Genomic DNA, 15,052 nt, shown 5'->3' on the forward strand with positions numbered 1-15,052 from the left:
GGCTTCAACCGGGGGCTTTTCGCTGAACAGGGGCCGTGGCTGTATAAACCGGGGCATACACTGCCGCTACTGAATCTGCACCAGCGTCAGGGTGCCCCCGTAGTGTTGGGCATTGCCCCCGTTGAAATTGGAAACCCGCAACGTGATTACGTCGCCAGCAGCAAGCGTGTAGAGCCCTTCGTCACTTATTGACGTGACGTTGTTTTGCAGGAGGCCTGTGTAGGCGGTCCGCCCAACAGGGGCATTGTTTTTATATACCTGCCCCCCCAATGCTCCCGCATACTGGGCGTAGACGCTCACGCTGTAGAAAGCCCGGTACAGGCCCGGGGTAATAATGGTGACCTGGTCGGCACCCGCATTAAACGTGAGCCCCGAGGCCTCTAAAGCCGTGGCCAGGTCGACGGTGAGGAAGGTGCCGTTGGCGGGAATCGGCTGACCAAAGGCGCTGCCATACTGCCCGTAGACGGGCTGGGCCCGGGCGGAGAGGAGCTGCCACAGCGGGGCGGTGGGAGTACCGTTGTTGCAATACAGGCCGGCCGAGGCGTCGGTCTGGTACACGACCAGGCCGGTGGCGGGCGAGGCAATGGCAGTGCGTTGTGCCTGGGTCATGCGCGGTAGTAGCAGTCCTTTGGTCGTGGAGCTGACGTCGAGCATGGCACTGGTGTGGGGGGCGGTGCCGGCGGTGTTGATGGATACCTGCGCATGCAGGGCGTATGGCAGGCCAACAAGGACCAGGGCCGTCAGGAAGGCTTTTTTCATACTTGCTATTCGTCGTCTTAGGGGTAAATGGGGCGCCGGGCGGCTACACAAGAGGCGGGCTAGCTGCCGGGGAGGGGGAAACCGGCAAAAGTAAAAGCCTAAATCGGGGCTTCCAATTCAGGCTTTTATGACAGCGGGACCTACGAAATTAGCCGCGGGTGAACTTCAGCACCGTGCGTACCCCGGTCTGGACGTTAACGGCTTCGGTCACCAACTCATTGTCGTTGTTGCCGCAGGTGTAGGTGATGGAGAATTTGCCCGCGGGCGTGGCTATCGGGGGTACGGCCACGCTGCACACGGGCGGGTCGACGCCGGTGAAGGAGTAGCTGATCGTGTTGCCCGATACGGTGTAGGTGAAGTTGAACTTGGGTGCGGAGGTGCACATGCCGCTGCAGTCGGGGCCCTGGGAGGAGCCGCGACCCACGCCGTTGCTGTCGAGGGGGCCGAAGACGTAGACCAGCTGCTTGCTGGGGTCGGTGGTGCAGCCGCCGCTGGTTTTCCAGGTGCCTACGTAGCAAGTGCTACCGGTACCGCCGGAGCCGCCCGAGCCCGAGCCGGCCGTGGGGTTGGCCAGCTTCGTGTCGTTGAGGTAGAGCGTGGGCTGGGTGCCCACCACGGCAACCTTGAAGACGTTGGGCTTGGTGGTGTTGGTAAACAGGGCCTTGGGAATGCTGCCCGAATACGTGGTTTTGGTATAAGGGTTGGTGATGAAGCCCATCTGGTAGCTCAGCTCAAAGGAGTAGTCGTTGTTGTCTTTGAGCACGATTTTGTCGCCGAAGGAGCTGGGCGAAACCGAGGAGACGAAAATCTTGGCGTCGCCTACCTTCAGGTTATCCACTTTGAGGGTGAATTGGCCGATGTTACGGTCGGCCTGAGTGCCGTCGAGGAAGCCGGAGACGGTGATGTCGGGGGGGTAGGAGCCTCTTCTTCTTTCTCGGAGCAGCCCACCAGCGGGCTGAGGCAAAGCAGCAAAAAAGCGAGCAGCGAATGGTAAGGGTAGGTGTGCTTCATGGGGCTAGGAGCAGAATTGGTGAAGTATAAGGCAAAGGTAGAGGCCGGGTACAGGGGCGGCAATACCCACTTGTGGGTATATCTAAACCGGCCTGCCGCTGTCCGGGCCGGGGGCGGTAGGGTTTCGGTTTGGGGCGGAGGTGTGTTCGATGGGGGCGGTAAGGTTTTGCGTGTGGGCGGGAGTGTTTTCACTTCGGGCGGAGGTGTTTTGGAAGGGGGCGGGGGTGTTTCCGAGCCGGGCGGAGGTGTTCTGTCCTTGGGCCCTACTGTTTCGTGCTAGGGCGGTAAGGTTTTGCGTGTGGGCAGGGGTGGTTTCAGTTCGGGCGGGTGTGGTTTCGAAGGGGCGAAAAGAGGATAAAGCAGGATTGCTATTGCTGAGTTATTGGGCTACTTTGGAGCTGGTAGGCAAGGGTTTACCACGCCCGGCGGAGTGGTTTCGCCAGATATATCTATTTCTAATGAAAAAATACAAGGAAGATCAGGTGGTGATGTGTGGACAGGTGGTGGATTTTGTGACTAAGAATAAGGATGCCATTGCGGCCAGCGCGGCGGCCGAAGAACAGGCCGTTCAGCTAACGGACCTCTATGCCCTGGTAGGGCAGGCGCGGGGCAGCGTGGCTAAGCGAACCAAGGCCCTGAGCCAGGAAGCCAAAGCGGCCAAGAAAACGCTCCTGGAGCTGCTACCAGCGTTGCTAGGTCCCTTGGAGCGGATTGCCACCCGCCTCGGCGACAACGACCTGCTGGCTGCGGTGACGCTGAGCGGCAAGAAGCTGAAGCAGCTGCGGCCCCTGGGCCTGGTCGGGGTAGCCGAGTCGGTGCTGAAAAGCAGCGCCCGCGCCGACGTAGTGCCCGAGCTGGCTAAGCAGGGCCTCAAACCGGCCACGCTGCAGCCCCTGCGCGACGCGCTGACGGCCTTTACAGCGGCGGCTCCGGCCCCGCGCAAGGCCATCAACGAGCGGGTCGTGGCCGGGGCCGCCCTCGAAGACCTGGTGAATGAGCTGATGGTGGAAATCCGGGAGCTGGACGCGGATATGAAAGCCTTCAAATTGCTGAACCGGGAGCTGTATGAGGGGTATCGGCAGACGCGCAAGCTGGTAACGACGGGCCGCCGGAGTGAGGAGGCGCAGGAGGCGTAGAGAGTGAGTGGAAATAGAACCGGCCCGCTTCCCTGGTTGGGGAGCGGGCCGGTTCTTTGGTTTAAAGCCGATTGTGCCGGGCCGTCAACACCGCCTGCAGGTGTACATACGGGGCGGCTCGCCCGGCAGCAGCGACTTGGGCTCATTCTACTGAGCCCAGAAAGGAGAGGATGGCGGACCGGGAGGGGTGCTCGGGAGTGGCGCTGAGGAATTTTTCATTCAGAAGGTGGCCCAGCTCCGGGTAATTGAGGTGGCTATAGGAGCGGGAGTAGTTCGCTGCTTTGAGCCGTGCCATCAGCTGCTCGGACATGAGGGCTGCGGGCCATACCGCATCCTGCGAACCGGAAAGCAGCAATACGGCGGCTTTGCTTTGCTCCAAGGGAATAGTGGCCGCCGCGGCCGCCGGCTCATTGTTGAGGGAGTTGGCGTACAGCGTCAGGAGGGAAGTGGCACTCTCGGACTTGAACGGCACGAATGACAGGGGCTGGCCGTGGGCCGTCCAGCTGGAGCCCGGCGTCTTTTTCCAGTCCTTGAGGATGCCCGCCCACACCACGGAGCTGGGGGAAATGGCCACGACGCCCTTCACGGCCGGATACCGGCTGGCCAGCAGCAGGGCCAGCTCGGCTCCTTTCGACCAGCCGACAATGAGTACACCTTTGTGCTTGCCGGGGGCCTGCTGGGCCAGCCACTTGATGGCGGTGGCGAAGTACTCCAGGGGAATGTTCTCCAGCTCGGCCGGCAGGGGTGCGGTCTTGAAATAGGCCAGGGACAAGACCGGGTAGCCTTGGTCGATGAACATTCTGGCCAGGGCGGTGGGCTTACCCCCTTCCGCGCCCCCGAGCACCAGGACGCCGTATTGGGCGTCTTTGGCCGTGCCCGGGGTGTAGTCGCCCACCACGCCCGGAGGGAGCTGCTGGCTGAGGGTGGGGAGGCTGAGCAGGATCAGCAGGGCAAGGAAGAGGGCTTTCATGCGGGGGCTGTACAGGGGGCGCGGTAGTGCGTATTCCCCCAGATGGCAGCGGACGGCCCGGCGTTGCCTGTGGGCGTAAAATGGCCGGAAGAGAGTGGGCTTCATCAGCATGACAACGCCGCCCGGATTTCTCTGGGCGGCGTGGTTTTGGTTTGCCGTGTTGCAGCAGTGGAGGGGTGGCCTCCACGTTATGGCTGGTCACGAGTTACGGCAGGGCCAAAACTCGCGCCCATTAGGGCCACTTTGGGGTAGATTGCTTGACAGTTATATCTGTGAGATTAGCAAGGTTGATGGTGTATACTACATAATCAGAGTAGGCCATTAAGACATCGTCAACTAGTTCTAGCCTCAGGAATGGATTGGATTCTGTAGAAAAAAGGGCCCAAACTACTTCATTATGGTTAGTAGTGGCGACGATACAGCCCTCGTTGCCCATCGCGCCTTCCCCACACGATATGGTCAGGTCCTTTGTTGTTACCTGAGAGGTATACAACTGGATTTCGGTCCATAAATCATCGTTGTATTTCTCCAGGCCGGCAATTGTCGTGTCGGCTAGGGGGAATGCATAATGCGTTTTGACGTCTTTGCTGGCGTCATACGAGGAGAATATATTCAGCAAAGTGACCGTGTCATTGCCGTAACTTATGCTGTTCAAGCCCAGTAACCGGTTAGCTCGCCAATGGTGTTGAACGGAATTATTGCTCTCGTCACTCATGGAAAAAGAATAGTTGCTTCCGTGCGGTTGCTACCCATTTAGCGAGGCCATACTGTATGCCTGCCGGGAGGCGGTGCGGTTGTGGGTTTGGCGGGTTACGACAATAGAGGTACACCCTCTAAGTCATAGGTAGGCGCGAGTGACGGCTAGGCCATAACTCGCGCCAGTTTGGGGTCCGGCTACGCCCGGTGCTTGGTAAACCGTGCTGCGTTATTGCGTTAGCTTAATTAGCCGCCGGGTACCAATTGCGCAGCCGCACGTCGATTTTCTTGTTGGCTGTGGTCACCGTTTTCCGGAAGCTTTCCACGTCGCTCAGGCCGCTCTGGCCCCGGTAGTGATACGGATACACGATGCCGGGCTTGAAGGCTAATACGCCCTGGGCGGCCTGATTCACGTCCATGGTGTAGGGCAGGTTCATGCAGACGAAGGCCACGTCGATGTTCTTGAGGGCGCGCATCTCGGCAATGTCCTCGGTGTCGCCGGAGAGGTACACGTTCTTGCCGCCCAGGCTGAGCACGTAGCCGTTGCCCCGGCCTTTGGTGTGCATGGCGTCGGCGGCTTCGGGTAGGTTGTACATCGGAATAGCCGAAACTACCATGCCCAGGGTGTCGAGTTTCTGGCCGTTGCCTAGGATGCGGACCTGGGCTTTGTACTCGGCGGGCAGCTTATCGGCCACGGCCTGGGGCACGATCATCAGGGCCTTGCCCACGGAAAGACCCGAGAGCGTCTTGGGGTCCAGGTGGTCGCCGTGAATGTCGGTGATGAGAATGACATCGGGGGCGGCCAGGCCGGCGTAGGCGGCGGCTCCGCCGTAGGGGTCCACGTAGATGGTCTTGCCGTTCCAGGTAAACACTACGCTGCCGTGGGTGATGGGCTGCACCGTGAGCGGGCCTTTCTTGGTGGCAATCTGGTCGGCGGCGGCGCGCGGGGCGGGGGCAGTTTGGGCCTGCGCCTGCGTAGCAAGCGCCGCCAGAGCCGCCGCGAGGATAAGGTTAGATTTCATCGGGGTTTGGTTGTGTGGGTAAAGGGGATTGGGTTGCTAACCAGAGGCGGGGACGAAAGTTCTGGGGAGAGGTTGGGAGAGGGTAGCTGGCGTGGCGCTGGGGTGTTTCGCATCTGTAGAGCATAAAAAAGCCGCCCGGATTTCTCCAGGCGTCGTGATTATGGGTTTGCCGCTAGCGCGGCAGATACGGTACGATAGGATATAGTGGTGAAATGATAGAACGACTCTTGGCGCGCCCGCACCCCAGCGCCGTCTTTGAAATGGCTGAAGAGGCGTGAGAAGCTGTTGTAGAATCTCTACTCCATCCAGCTTGCCCAGGCGGGTGGTGCACCTTTATGCACGACACTCCGCCCTGCTGAGATTAGGAGAGCAGGGTGATACGATAAGTATCTAAAAATTTGAAAAAAACATAAGTAATTTTCTCAGACGGTAGTTGAAGTTGAAAATAATTGTTTTTCTAATTCATTTCTCAATCATGTTTACATACATAATCAAGGAAGTTGATTCCGGGAAAGTTAAAATTGGCCGTACTGACGATGTTATGGCTCGTCTGAAAAGTCATCAATGTTCTAATTCGTCGGAATTAGTGGTGATCATGGCCGTGGCCGGTAATGTTGAAGCTCAGCTTCATGAAAGATTTCACGATTCGCGTATCCGTGGAGAATGGTTTCACTACACCGATGACATTAAAGCATTGGTGGAAGAAAATAGCATTGAAACTAATCTAATTGTTAATCCTAAGCCAGTAAAAATAACCCCTTTTCGAATAATTAAATCTAAACAAGTCGAAACGAAGATTCCATCGACGCTTAAAGAAATACATAGAGCCATGCAAGCTCGAGTGGAAAGTGAAAATAAGATTAAGCGAAAGACTGAGTTTCGCGAATTCACGATGGAGCTTCCAGAAGGTGAAGCATGCTTTCCAGAAAAGTATTATAATGTGCGAGAGGTTATAAATGAAATGCCCCCTGCAGTACGTCGTACACTAAAATTGATACTTCGCAGAACAAAAACTGAAGAGAAGTCCAATAAAGGGTACTGGGAGTTTTCTTTCCTTCTAAAAGAGTTCTACGACGAAGCGACCGAAATCCATTTGCATACAGTTCATGAAGTAATTTATCGAGTTTTTACCCAAAGTTCATTTCGCATATTCCGTCCTCACCATTTAAAGCGACTTCGTGAAGTATACCAGTCTTGTGGCGGCGCAAATCTGATTGGAGGTCTAAGCGGAACTTATGAACTAGATGATGAAGAGACAGTAACCATCAGCATCATTGATGAAGGGTTAGCTTTGGTAAACCAATATTATCCAGAATTCTTAGCTTAAGAAGCCCAAGCAAATGGCTCCTTAAGCTAAGCTACACCAACACAAAACGTACCCGCTCCCGCTTCACGAAGCGCCCTGCAGCGGCGGAAGCTACAAAGTCGCCGATGGTCAGGGTGTCATGACGGGACTTGGGATGTAGTGCGTGTGTTGGGGCGAAAGGGTTGCCAATGGGCACTTTGATAAGGCTTATAGCTGCTTTGGGGTTAAAGGGCAAATAGGTAAGTCCCATCATTAGCTTAGTAGCCCAGGCTACGGCGTAAACCGAGATAAAGAGTAAGAATACAATCAGATGAAGTGGATTGCCATCTTCGAAACCTTCAGGGCTGATAAAGCCAGTAAAATCGAACTTCGTAACATCAACATTGAACTGCTTGGCGAAATTCTCTAGCAATTCTACTGTGTCGTCGCCATAACTGCCCATATCGTCTTCTATGCTGGTGCGTAACCTTTCTTGGGCTTCACAAGCTAACTGTGTTTCCACAAAGGCTAGTACTTGCATTGCCATGCGGCGTAAGTCAGTAAAACGAACTTCAATGGTTTCCATAGAAAAGAGAAAGGGCGCTACCCCAGCAAGGTAGCGCCCTTTTTACTTAGTTGGATAGGCGAATTACATATTCCGCCGGTACTGCCCGCCAACCTCGAACAAGGCATTCGTAATCTGGCCCAGGGAGCAGTACTTCACCGTTTCCATTAGCTCGGCGAAGAGGTTGCCGTTCTGGATGGCGACTTGCTGGAGCTGCTTGAGGCGAGCTTCGGTCTGGTCGGCGTTGCGGGTGTGGAGGTTTTGCAGCATCTCAATCTGGTACTGCTTTTCCTCTTCCGTGGCCCGGATAACCTCGGCGGGCACCACCGTGGGCGAGCCTTTGGAGGAGAGGAAGGTGTTCACGCCGATGATGGGATACTCGCCCGTGTGCTTGAGCATCTCGTAGTGCATGCTTTCCTCCTGAATCTTGCCGCGCTGGTACATGGTTTCCATGGCGCCCAGCACGCCGCCGCGCTCGGTGATGCGGTCAAACTCCATGAGCACGGCCTCTTCCACCAGGTCGGTGAGTTCCTCGATGATGAAGGAGCCTTGCAGCGGGTTTTCGTTTTTGGCCAGGCCCAGCTCCCGGTTGATGATGAGCTGAATGGCCATGGCCCGGCGCACCGATTCCTCGGTGGGCGTGGTAATGGCCTCATCGTAGGCGTTGGTGTGCAGGGAGTTGCAGTTGTCGTAGATGGCGTAGAGGGCCTGCAACGTGGTGCGGATATCGTTGAAGTCGATTTCCTGGGCGTGCAGGCTCCGGCCGCTGGTCTGGATGTGGTACTTGAGCATCTGGCTCCGGGCGTCGGCGCCGTACTTGAGCTTCATGGCCTTGGCCCAGATGCGGCGCGCTACCCGGCCAATGACGGCGTACTCGGGGTCGATGCCGTTAGAGAAGAAGAACGAGAGGTTGGGCGCGAAGTCGTTCACGCTCATGCCCCGGCTCACGTAATACTCCACGAAGGTGAAGCCGTTGCTCAGCGTCAGGGCCAGCTGGGTGAGCGGGTTGGCGCCGGCTTCGGCAATGTGGTAGCCCGAAATGGACACCGAGTAAAAGTTGCGAACCTTCTCCTTGATGAAGTATTCCTGCACGTCGCCCATCAGGCGCAGGGCGAATTCGGTGGAGAAGATGCAGGTGTTCTGGGCCTGGTCTTCCTTGAGAATGTCGGCCTGCACGGTGCCGCGTACCTGCGAAAGGGTGCGCTTTTTGATGGTTTCGTACACGTCGGCGGGCAGCACCTGGTCGCCGGTAACGCCGAGTAGCATCAGGCCCAGGCCGTCGTTGCCCTGGGGCAATTCGCCCTGGTAGCGGGGGCGGTTGAGGCCCTTGTCGGCGTAGATCTGGTTGATCTTCGCTTCTACTTCAGCTTCGAGGCCCTGCTCCTTAATGTATAGCTCGCACTGCTGGTCGATGGCGGCGTTCATGAAGAAGGCAGCCAGGGTAGCGGCGGGGCCGTTGATGGTCATCGACACCGAGGTGCTGGGGTTGGCCAGGTTGAAGCCCGAGTAGAGCTTCTTGGCGTCGTCGAGGCAGCAGATGCTCACCCCGGCGTTGCCGATTTTGCCGTAGATGTCGGGTCGGTGGTCGGGGTCTTCGCCGTAGAGGGTCACCGAGTCGAAGGCCGTGGAGAGGCGCTTGGCGGGCAGGCCCATGCTCACGTAGTGGAAGCGGCGGTTGGTGCGCTCGGGGCCGCCTTCGCCGGCAAACATGCGGGTGGGGTCTTCGCCCTCGCGCTTGAAGGGGAACACGCCGGCGGTGTAGGGGAATTCGCCGGGCACGTTTTCCTGGAGCTGCCAGCGCAAGAGGTCACCCCAGGCGGTATAGCGCGGCAGGCTGACTTTGGGAATCTGCTGGTTGGAAAGGCTAGTGGTGTGGGTCTGGATGCGGATTTCCTTGTCGCGCACCTTGAAGACGAACTCCGGAGCTTTGTAGGCGGCTACCTTTTGCGGCCAGGTTTCCAGGAGCTTCCAGTTCTGCCCGTCCAGGCGGAGTTTGACCTCCTCGAAGGTCCTCTCCAGGCCGGCCACGAGACTTCCGGGGTCGGGTCCACTGCTGCCGTTCCCGGCGCCAGGTCCTGCAGCGGGGTTGCCGACACTTTGGACGGCTCCGATGGCTTGCTTGATTCCGTAGAGTTGCTGAGCGGTGTCAGCTTGTTTGAGAACCCACTGGTCATATTGGCGGTTGGTTTCGGCGATTTCAGACAAATACCGCGTGCGGTGCGGCGGAATGATATAGATTTTCTCGGAGTCCTCTTTGGTCGTAGCCAATTGAGAGGCAAACGGAACGCCCGTTTTAGTCTCAATCATGCTGAGGATGGCCCGGTAGAGGCGGTTCATGCCCGGGTCGTTGAACTGGGAGGCGATGGTGCCAAACACGGGCATTTCGTCCAGGGGCTTGTCCCAGTGGCCGTGGTTGCGCTGGTACTGCTTGCGCACGTCGCGCAGGGCGTCGAGGGCGCCGCGCTTGTCGAACTTGTTGAGGGCAATGACGTCGGCGAAGTCGAGCATGTCGATTTTCTCCAGCTGGGTGGCGGCCCCGTACTCGGGCGTCATCACGTAGAGGCTGGCGTCGGAGTGCTCGATGATTTCGGTGTCGGACTGCCCGATGCCGGAAGTTTCGAGGATGATGAGGTCGAACTCGGCGGCCCGGACTACGTCGACGGCGTCCTGCACGTACTTGCTCAGGGCCAGGTTGCTCTGGCGCGTGGCCAGGCTGCGCATGTACACCCGGGGCGAGTTGATGGAGTTCATCCGGATCCGGTCGCCGAGCAGGGCCCCGCCGGTTTTGCGCTTCGAGGGGTCAACCGAAATGATGGCAATGGTCTTTTCGGGGAAGTCCATCAGGAAGCGGCGCACCAGCTCATCGACCAGGCTCGACTTGCCCGCGCCACCGGTGCCGGTGATGCCCAAGATGGGAGTTGTGGTGGGTTGCGGCGCGGTGGTCGTGGGCGCGGTGCCTTCGACCTTCTGGAAGTCGGCGACGAGCTGGGACTTGACCCGCTCGAACTCTTCGGGGAAGTTTTCGGCGGCGGAGATGAGGCGGCCGATGCTGCGGGCGTCTTTTTCCTTGACGTGGGTTACTTCGCCGTTCAGGTTCTGGCCGGTGGGGAAGTCGCAGCGCTGGAGCAAATCGTTGATCATGCCCTGCAAGCCCATGGCGCGGCCGGCGTCGGGGGAGTAGATCTGCTCGATGCCGTAGGCGTGCAGGTCCTCGATTTCGGAGGGCAGAATCACGCCGCCGCCGCCGCCGAAGAGGCGGATGTGGCCCGCCCCGCGCTCCTTGAGCAGGTCGTGCATGTACTTGAAGTACTCGTTGTGGCCGCCCTGGTAGGAGGTAATGGCAATGGCCTGGGCATCTTCCTGGATGGCGCAGTCCACGATTTCCTGCACCGAGCGGTTGTGGCCCAGGTGGATGACCTCGGCGCCGCTGCTCTGGATGATGCGGCGCATGATGTTGATGGCCGCGTCGTGGCCGTCGAACAGCGCGGCGGCGGTGACGATGCGGATGTGGTTTTTCGGCTTATAGGGAGCGGCGGGAGCTGCTTGCATAGCGCGGGGGAATGGGGTGGAATTTGGGTAGGCGAAGGTACGAAAAAAGCCCCGGCGAGAGGAATGGGGCTATTCACGTCAGGTTGTGCTACATTTCAAGACCTAAACCTTCGTATTCATTACGTAATGTCTGAACCAGGTAAACGCAGTGTTTCCTTTCTTGAGTTTGAAAAAGTCATCCAGGAATTGCCCGGGCAGCAGGCTTGGCGCAGCAACGCCGGGTCCGGTACGGGTTCCATATTTACTATGGAATTTAAGGCCGCGCTACAGTCGGATGTTCCCCAAAGTGAATTCTCCTTGATGGTTTACTGCGCCTGGCGAATCGTTGAACCGGGGCGTGTTCTCTGCACGTGGCAGGAAGATGCCGATAGCAGCTTAGCGCCTGCTTTGAAGAAGCTGGAAGGGGTTCCGGTTACCAGTGCCGTTTTAACGGAATGGGGCGACTTAACCGTTGGTTTCGCCAACGGCTCTTCGCTGCATATCTGGAATGATGCTCCCTTTAAAGACGACGACAGTTGGTTTATTGGCTACTCAGGCTTGGGATATTATTCGGTAGCCACCCCCAATACATTCTTCTACGAGCCGGAGGTGTATTAGCTAGGTGCAGAAGAGTTTGGTTCGTTGCCCAAGTGTCATCGGCTTCGGCCGACCTGGCAAGGGCTGGTGGCGGGGTGGCATGGACTTTAACGCCGGTGACAAGAGCCTCAACGGGCGTGACATGGACTTCACCCAAGGTGGCAAGAGGTTCAACAGGCATGACATGAACCTTGATGGGGGTGACATGAGGTTGAAATACCGTGACATGCACCTCAACGGGCCTGACATGCGCTTCGCGGGAGCTGACATGCGCTTCAACGGAGGTGGCATGACTCTTACGGGTAGGAGCCAGTGCCTGGCGTCGGTGGCCCGCTGCGGGCGGTTAGCCCGGATTCTGCTGCACCTGCTGCGCCTTTGGGGGCGGGAGAAGGTTATGAGGCGTTGGTATTAGGCTTGGTGGTGGAGGTGAGGAAGGTCCTTCGGCTGCGCCTCAGGATGACAGACGTTGTTAAACCAGACGCTACTAAAAAGACGTTACTGATACGTTAGATACTGCCGCTACTTCCTACTTCTGCTCGGTCAGGACGGTGAAATAGAGGCTGGGGAGCAGGTTGTGGATGGTCCAGGCGGCGTGGCCGTTTTCGCGCTCCACCATGCCGGGCTGCTTCTGGCGCACGACGGGGATGGAAAAGTACTTGTCTTCGGGATTTTTCTTCTCGCTTTGCAGCCATTGCAGGGTGGCCGCTACGGGCTGGGCGTCGAGCACGATATTATATGGGCGCAGATCCAGCTTAAGCCAGCCCTTGCGGGTGGGCGGGCAGATGAGTTGCGCGTCCTGGGTGCTCAGGAGCTGGTCGGGGCGGTTGTCTTTGACGGTGTAGAGGTTGAGGCGGAAGCGCAGCAGCTCGTACTTGTTATCGGTGAAGTAGACGTGGAGCTCTTCCAAGGTAGAGCGGCGCTCGGGCGTCAGCAGAGCCCCGATTTCCCAGCCCCACTCGTCGTCGACGGTGGTTTTGCCCGAACTACCGCCCAGCCAGCGCACATCGGCCTTGTCGGTGGTGCGGCCCAGCTTGCCGGGCTTCACCTTGCGGCTTTGGATGGTAACTCCTTTGAGCACCTGTGGCTGAGGTGTGAGCTGAAACACCCGTTGGCCGGCCACAAGCTGAGCCGGTGGCACCAGGCGCGGCTCGAAACCCACGCAGGAGACGATGAGCGTGTCGCGCAGGTCGGGCGAGGGGAGGCGGAGCAGGTAGCGGCCCTGCTCGTCGGCGGCCGTGCCAATGGACTTGCCCCGGATGCCGAGAATGGCGAAGGGCACGGGTTCGTGGGTTGAGGCATTGAGCACCTGGCCGGTGACAATGACGGCTTGGGCCCAGGCGGAAGCGGAAAACAAAAGCAGCAATAGGCTAGCCAGCAGGCGAGGCAGCATTCGGTGGGAGAATTAGAGCGGAGAAGTACTGCCGGCCCCAGGCGTGCTGAACGCGGCCCGGCCGGACTATAAATCTACGGCTTTCCCAGCGGGTTGTATTGCTGGCCGGATGGAAAACATTGGCCCGGCCAAGTCCAGCTACAGCTGGCTTACTCCGGGCTGGCCCAGGCAGTGAAGTAGAGGCTGGTGTTAGTCTTGATTCGCTCCCAGTTTTCCTGACTTTTGTCTCGCAGGATGGTGGTGTGAAACGGACTCAGGTCGGTGGAAATGCCGAAGTAGCGGTGGTTGCCGTCGACGGTCTGGCTGCTGAGCCACTGCACCGAGGCAGCCACCTGCTGCTGGCCGGCCAGCTCAATGGCGTAGGGGCGAAGGTCGACCTCGTGCCAGCCGCGCTTTAGGTTTTTAACCTCGAAAATAACGTCCTGTTGCAGCAAAGAGCCCTGCGGAATGCCGTTCTGTACCGCGTAGAGGTTCAGGCGCAGCGTGACGGAGGAAAACTGGTTGCTGGCCACGTACAGATGAAAGCTTTCCAGCTGGCTGCGGTGCTTCACGGGCATAAGCACGCCCACTTCGCGCCCGAGTCGGTCGTGGGGCACCGTGTCGCGGGTGGTGTAGAAGTTCAGGGCCGTAAACCGGCTCCAGCCGTTGTGGCCCAGAATGGTTTGCTTGCCTTGTTTGCTGCGCACCACCACTTCCCGCAGGGCGGTGGCGGCCGGTGCCAGGGCCAGGCGGGGGCGCTGGCGCAGCTGGCTAAGGGGTAGGGTCTGGGGCTGGTAACCCACGCACGACACCACGACTGTATCGGTAGGCAGGGCCCGGTCGAGGGTAGAAAGGCGGAACTGACCCTGCTCGTCGGCCACAGTGCCCACGGCCTTGCCCTTCACGCCCACCGAGGCGTAGGGAACGGGGCTGCCGCTGCGGCTGGCGACCTGGCCCAGGGACTCAGTTTGGGCCAAGCCGCTGAGAGAAGAAAGCAAAGGCCCCAGGCTCAGGAGCAAGCGAAAACGAGCAGCAGGCATACAACCAGGTAAGAGAGTTTTGGAAGTAGATGCTGCCCGCCGGGCAAATGGTTGCTTAGGGGAAAAGCCGGCAGCCCCGGCTCTTGGTAGGCCGGGGCTGCGTAGAATCGTTTTTAGAAGCAGGCGGGGCTACTGGGCGGCCTTTTTCTCCAGGGCCTGGAGCAGCTCGTCGGCGGCCTTTTCGATGTCGGAATAGCCTTGCTGGGCGGCCCGCTCCTTGGCGGCAATAAGGCCGTCGCGGTGCACGGTTTTGAAGTCGCCGAAGGGAAACTTGTAGCGGCCCTTGCTGTCTTCACCGTGGCTGGCGTCCTGGCCCAGGTGCCACTTGGCGTACTCATCCATTTCGTGCTTGTCCAGGAACTTGTTTTCGGCGCTGGAGTCGGGGTTATGCTCGCCCCAGTGGCCTTCGTCGTTCTTGATTTTACCGTCCTGAATCAGCTGCTTGGCGTAGGTTACGGCCGCGGAATTAAGTTTGACGCTCATGATGGAGTGTGGTGTAGTGGTAGGAGAGAGAGGCTCCCGGGTGGCACCCCGGGCATACGCAGACAGTACGTTCAGGCAGGCCCTTGGTTGACGGAGAGCTTGCCCCGAAACCCAAACAGCCGAACCTCCGGGCGGAAGTTCGGCTGTTGCGAAAAGGGAGCCTTTGGCGAAATCTAGCGCAGGGCTGCTACGCCGGCCTCGGCCACGGCGTGGTCGTCTTCCACGGTGCTACCCGACACGCCGATGGCCCCGATTACCTGGCCGTTGCCGTCGGTAATCGGGATACCGCCGGGAAAGGTAATCAGGCCGCCGTTGGAGTGTTCAATGTTGAAGAGCGGGCCGCCGGGCTGGGAAATCTTGCCCAGTTCACCGGTGGGCATATCGAAGAAGCGGGCCGTCTTGGCCTTCCTGATGGAGATGTCCAGGGAGCCGAGCCAGGCACCGTCCATGCGGGCAAAGGCCGTGAGGTTGGCCCCGGCATCCACCACGGCAATGTTCATTTTGACGCCCATTTCCAGGGCTTTTTGCTGGGCGGCGCGCACGGCGCTTTGGGCTTGTTCGAGAAGAATGCTCATCGGGGGTAGGTTGGGG

14 protein-coding genes are annotated in these 15,052 nt (G+C 58.7%); 3 read left to right on the top strand and 11 right to left on the bottom strand.

What is annotated here, in order from left to right:
* Positions 1-66 precede the first annotated feature (66 nt).
* Positions 67-759 (bottom strand): phage tail-like protein, encoded by a 693-nt coding sequence (locus tag MUN80_RS17330; RefSeq protein ID WP_244714728.1) that lies wholly within the window; start codon positions 757-759, stop codon positions 67-69.
* Between the two features lie 148 nt (positions 760-907).
* The gene (locus tag MUN80_RS17335) at positions 908-1,723 is read right to left on the bottom strand and encodes a hypothetical protein (protein WP_244714729.1); all 816 of its coding nucleotides are present in this window, start codon (positions 1,721-1,723) and stop codon (positions 908-910) included.
* Positions 1,724-2,228: 505 nt separating this feature from the next.
* On the opposite strand from MUN80_RS17335, the gene MUN80_RS17340 reads away from it, so the two are divergent.
* On the top strand, positions 2,229-2,906 hold the full coding sequence (locus tag MUN80_RS17340; RefSeq protein WP_244714730.1) for a hypothetical protein: 678 nt from the start codon (positions 2,229-2,231) through the stop codon (positions 2,904-2,906).
* A 142-nt stretch (positions 2,907-3,048) separates the two neighbouring features.
* On the opposite strand, the gene MUN80_RS17345 is transcribed toward MUN80_RS17340, so the two are convergent.
* The 3 genes from MUN80_RS17345 to MUN80_RS17355 form a co-directional block, all read right to left on the bottom strand.
* Complete coding sequence (locus tag MUN80_RS17345) at positions 3,049-3,876, bottom strand: alpha/beta hydrolase (RefSeq protein ID WP_244714731.1); 828 nt, start codon at positions 3,874-3,876, stop codon at positions 3,049-3,051.
* A 232-nt stretch (positions 3,877-4,108) separates the two neighbouring features.
* Positions 4,109-4,591, bottom strand: a complete 483-nt coding sequence (locus MUN80_RS17350; protein ID WP_244714732.1) for a hypothetical protein — start codon at positions 4,589-4,591, stop codon at positions 4,109-4,111.
* A 223-nt stretch (positions 4,592-4,814) separates the two neighbouring features.
* Complete coding sequence (locus MUN80_RS17355) at positions 4,815-5,594, bottom strand: MBL fold metallo-hydrolase (protein WP_244714733.1); 780 nt, start codon at positions 5,592-5,594, stop codon at positions 4,815-4,817.
* A 475-nt stretch (positions 5,595-6,069) separates the two neighbouring features.
* Between MUN80_RS17355 and MUN80_RS17360 the strand changes: the two genes are divergently transcribed.
* Positions 6,070-6,921 (top strand): GIY-YIG nuclease family protein, encoded by an 852-nt coding sequence (locus tag MUN80_RS17360; RefSeq protein WP_244714734.1) that lies wholly within the window; start codon positions 6,070-6,072, stop codon positions 6,919-6,921.
* A gap of 31 nt (positions 6,922-6,952) precedes the next feature.
* Here MUN80_RS17360 and MUN80_RS17365 read toward each other — a convergent pair whose 3' ends face one another.
* Together MUN80_RS17365 and MUN80_RS17370 are read right to left on the bottom strand one after the other, a co-directional pair.
* Positions 6,953-7,465 (bottom strand): DUF1493 family protein, encoded by a 513-nt coding sequence (locus tag MUN80_RS17365; RefSeq protein ID WP_244714735.1) that lies wholly within the window; start codon positions 7,463-7,465, stop codon positions 6,953-6,955.
* A gap of 63 nt (positions 7,466-7,528) precedes the next feature.
* On the bottom strand, positions 7,529-10,993 hold the full coding sequence (locus tag MUN80_RS17370; RefSeq protein WP_244714736.1) for a methylmalonyl-CoA mutase family protein: 3,465 nt from the start codon (positions 10,991-10,993) through the stop codon (positions 7,529-7,531).
* Positions 10,994-11,119: 126 nt separating this feature from the next.
* Between MUN80_RS17370 and MUN80_RS17375 the strand changes: the two genes are divergently transcribed.
* Entirely contained in the window at positions 11,120-11,590 is a 471-nt protein-coding gene (locus MUN80_RS17375) for a hypothetical protein (RefSeq protein ID WP_244714737.1), read from the top strand.
* A 505-nt stretch (positions 11,591-12,095) separates the two neighbouring features.
* Here the strand turns inward: MUN80_RS17375 and MUN80_RS17380 are convergent.
* From MUN80_RS17380 to MUN80_RS17395, 4 genes are all read right to left on the bottom strand, one after another.
* Positions 12,096-12,959 carry a carboxypeptidase-like regulatory domain-containing protein gene (locus MUN80_RS17380; protein ID WP_244714738.1) on the bottom strand — a complete coding sequence of 288 codons (864 nt, stop codon included), beginning with the start codon at positions 12,957-12,959 and terminating at the stop codon, positions 12,096-12,098.
* A gap of 149 nt (positions 12,960-13,108) precedes the next feature.
* Positions 13,109-13,978, bottom strand: coding sequence for a carboxypeptidase-like regulatory domain-containing protein (locus tag MUN80_RS17385; protein ID WP_244714739.1), 870 nt, complete (start codon positions 13,976-13,978; stop codon positions 13,109-13,111).
* Positions 13,979-14,107: 129 nt separating this feature from the next.
* A complete protein-coding gene (locus MUN80_RS17390; RefSeq protein ID WP_244714740.1) occupies positions 14,108-14,461 on the bottom strand; it encodes a hypothetical protein in 354 nt (117 codons plus the stop codon).
* 173 nt (positions 14,462-14,634) lie between these two features.
* The gene (locus tag MUN80_RS17395) at positions 14,635-15,036 is read right to left on the bottom strand and encodes a GlcG/HbpS family heme-binding protein (RefSeq protein WP_244714741.1); all 402 of its coding nucleotides are present in this window, start codon (positions 15,034-15,036) and stop codon (positions 14,635-14,637) included.
* Between the last annotated feature and the right edge of the window lie 16 nt (positions 15,037-15,052).

The organism is Hymenobacter cellulosivorans (assembly GCF_022919135.1).
GTDB lineage: Bacteria > Bacteroidota > Bacteroidia > Cytophagales > Hymenobacteraceae > Hymenobacter > Hymenobacter cellulosivorans.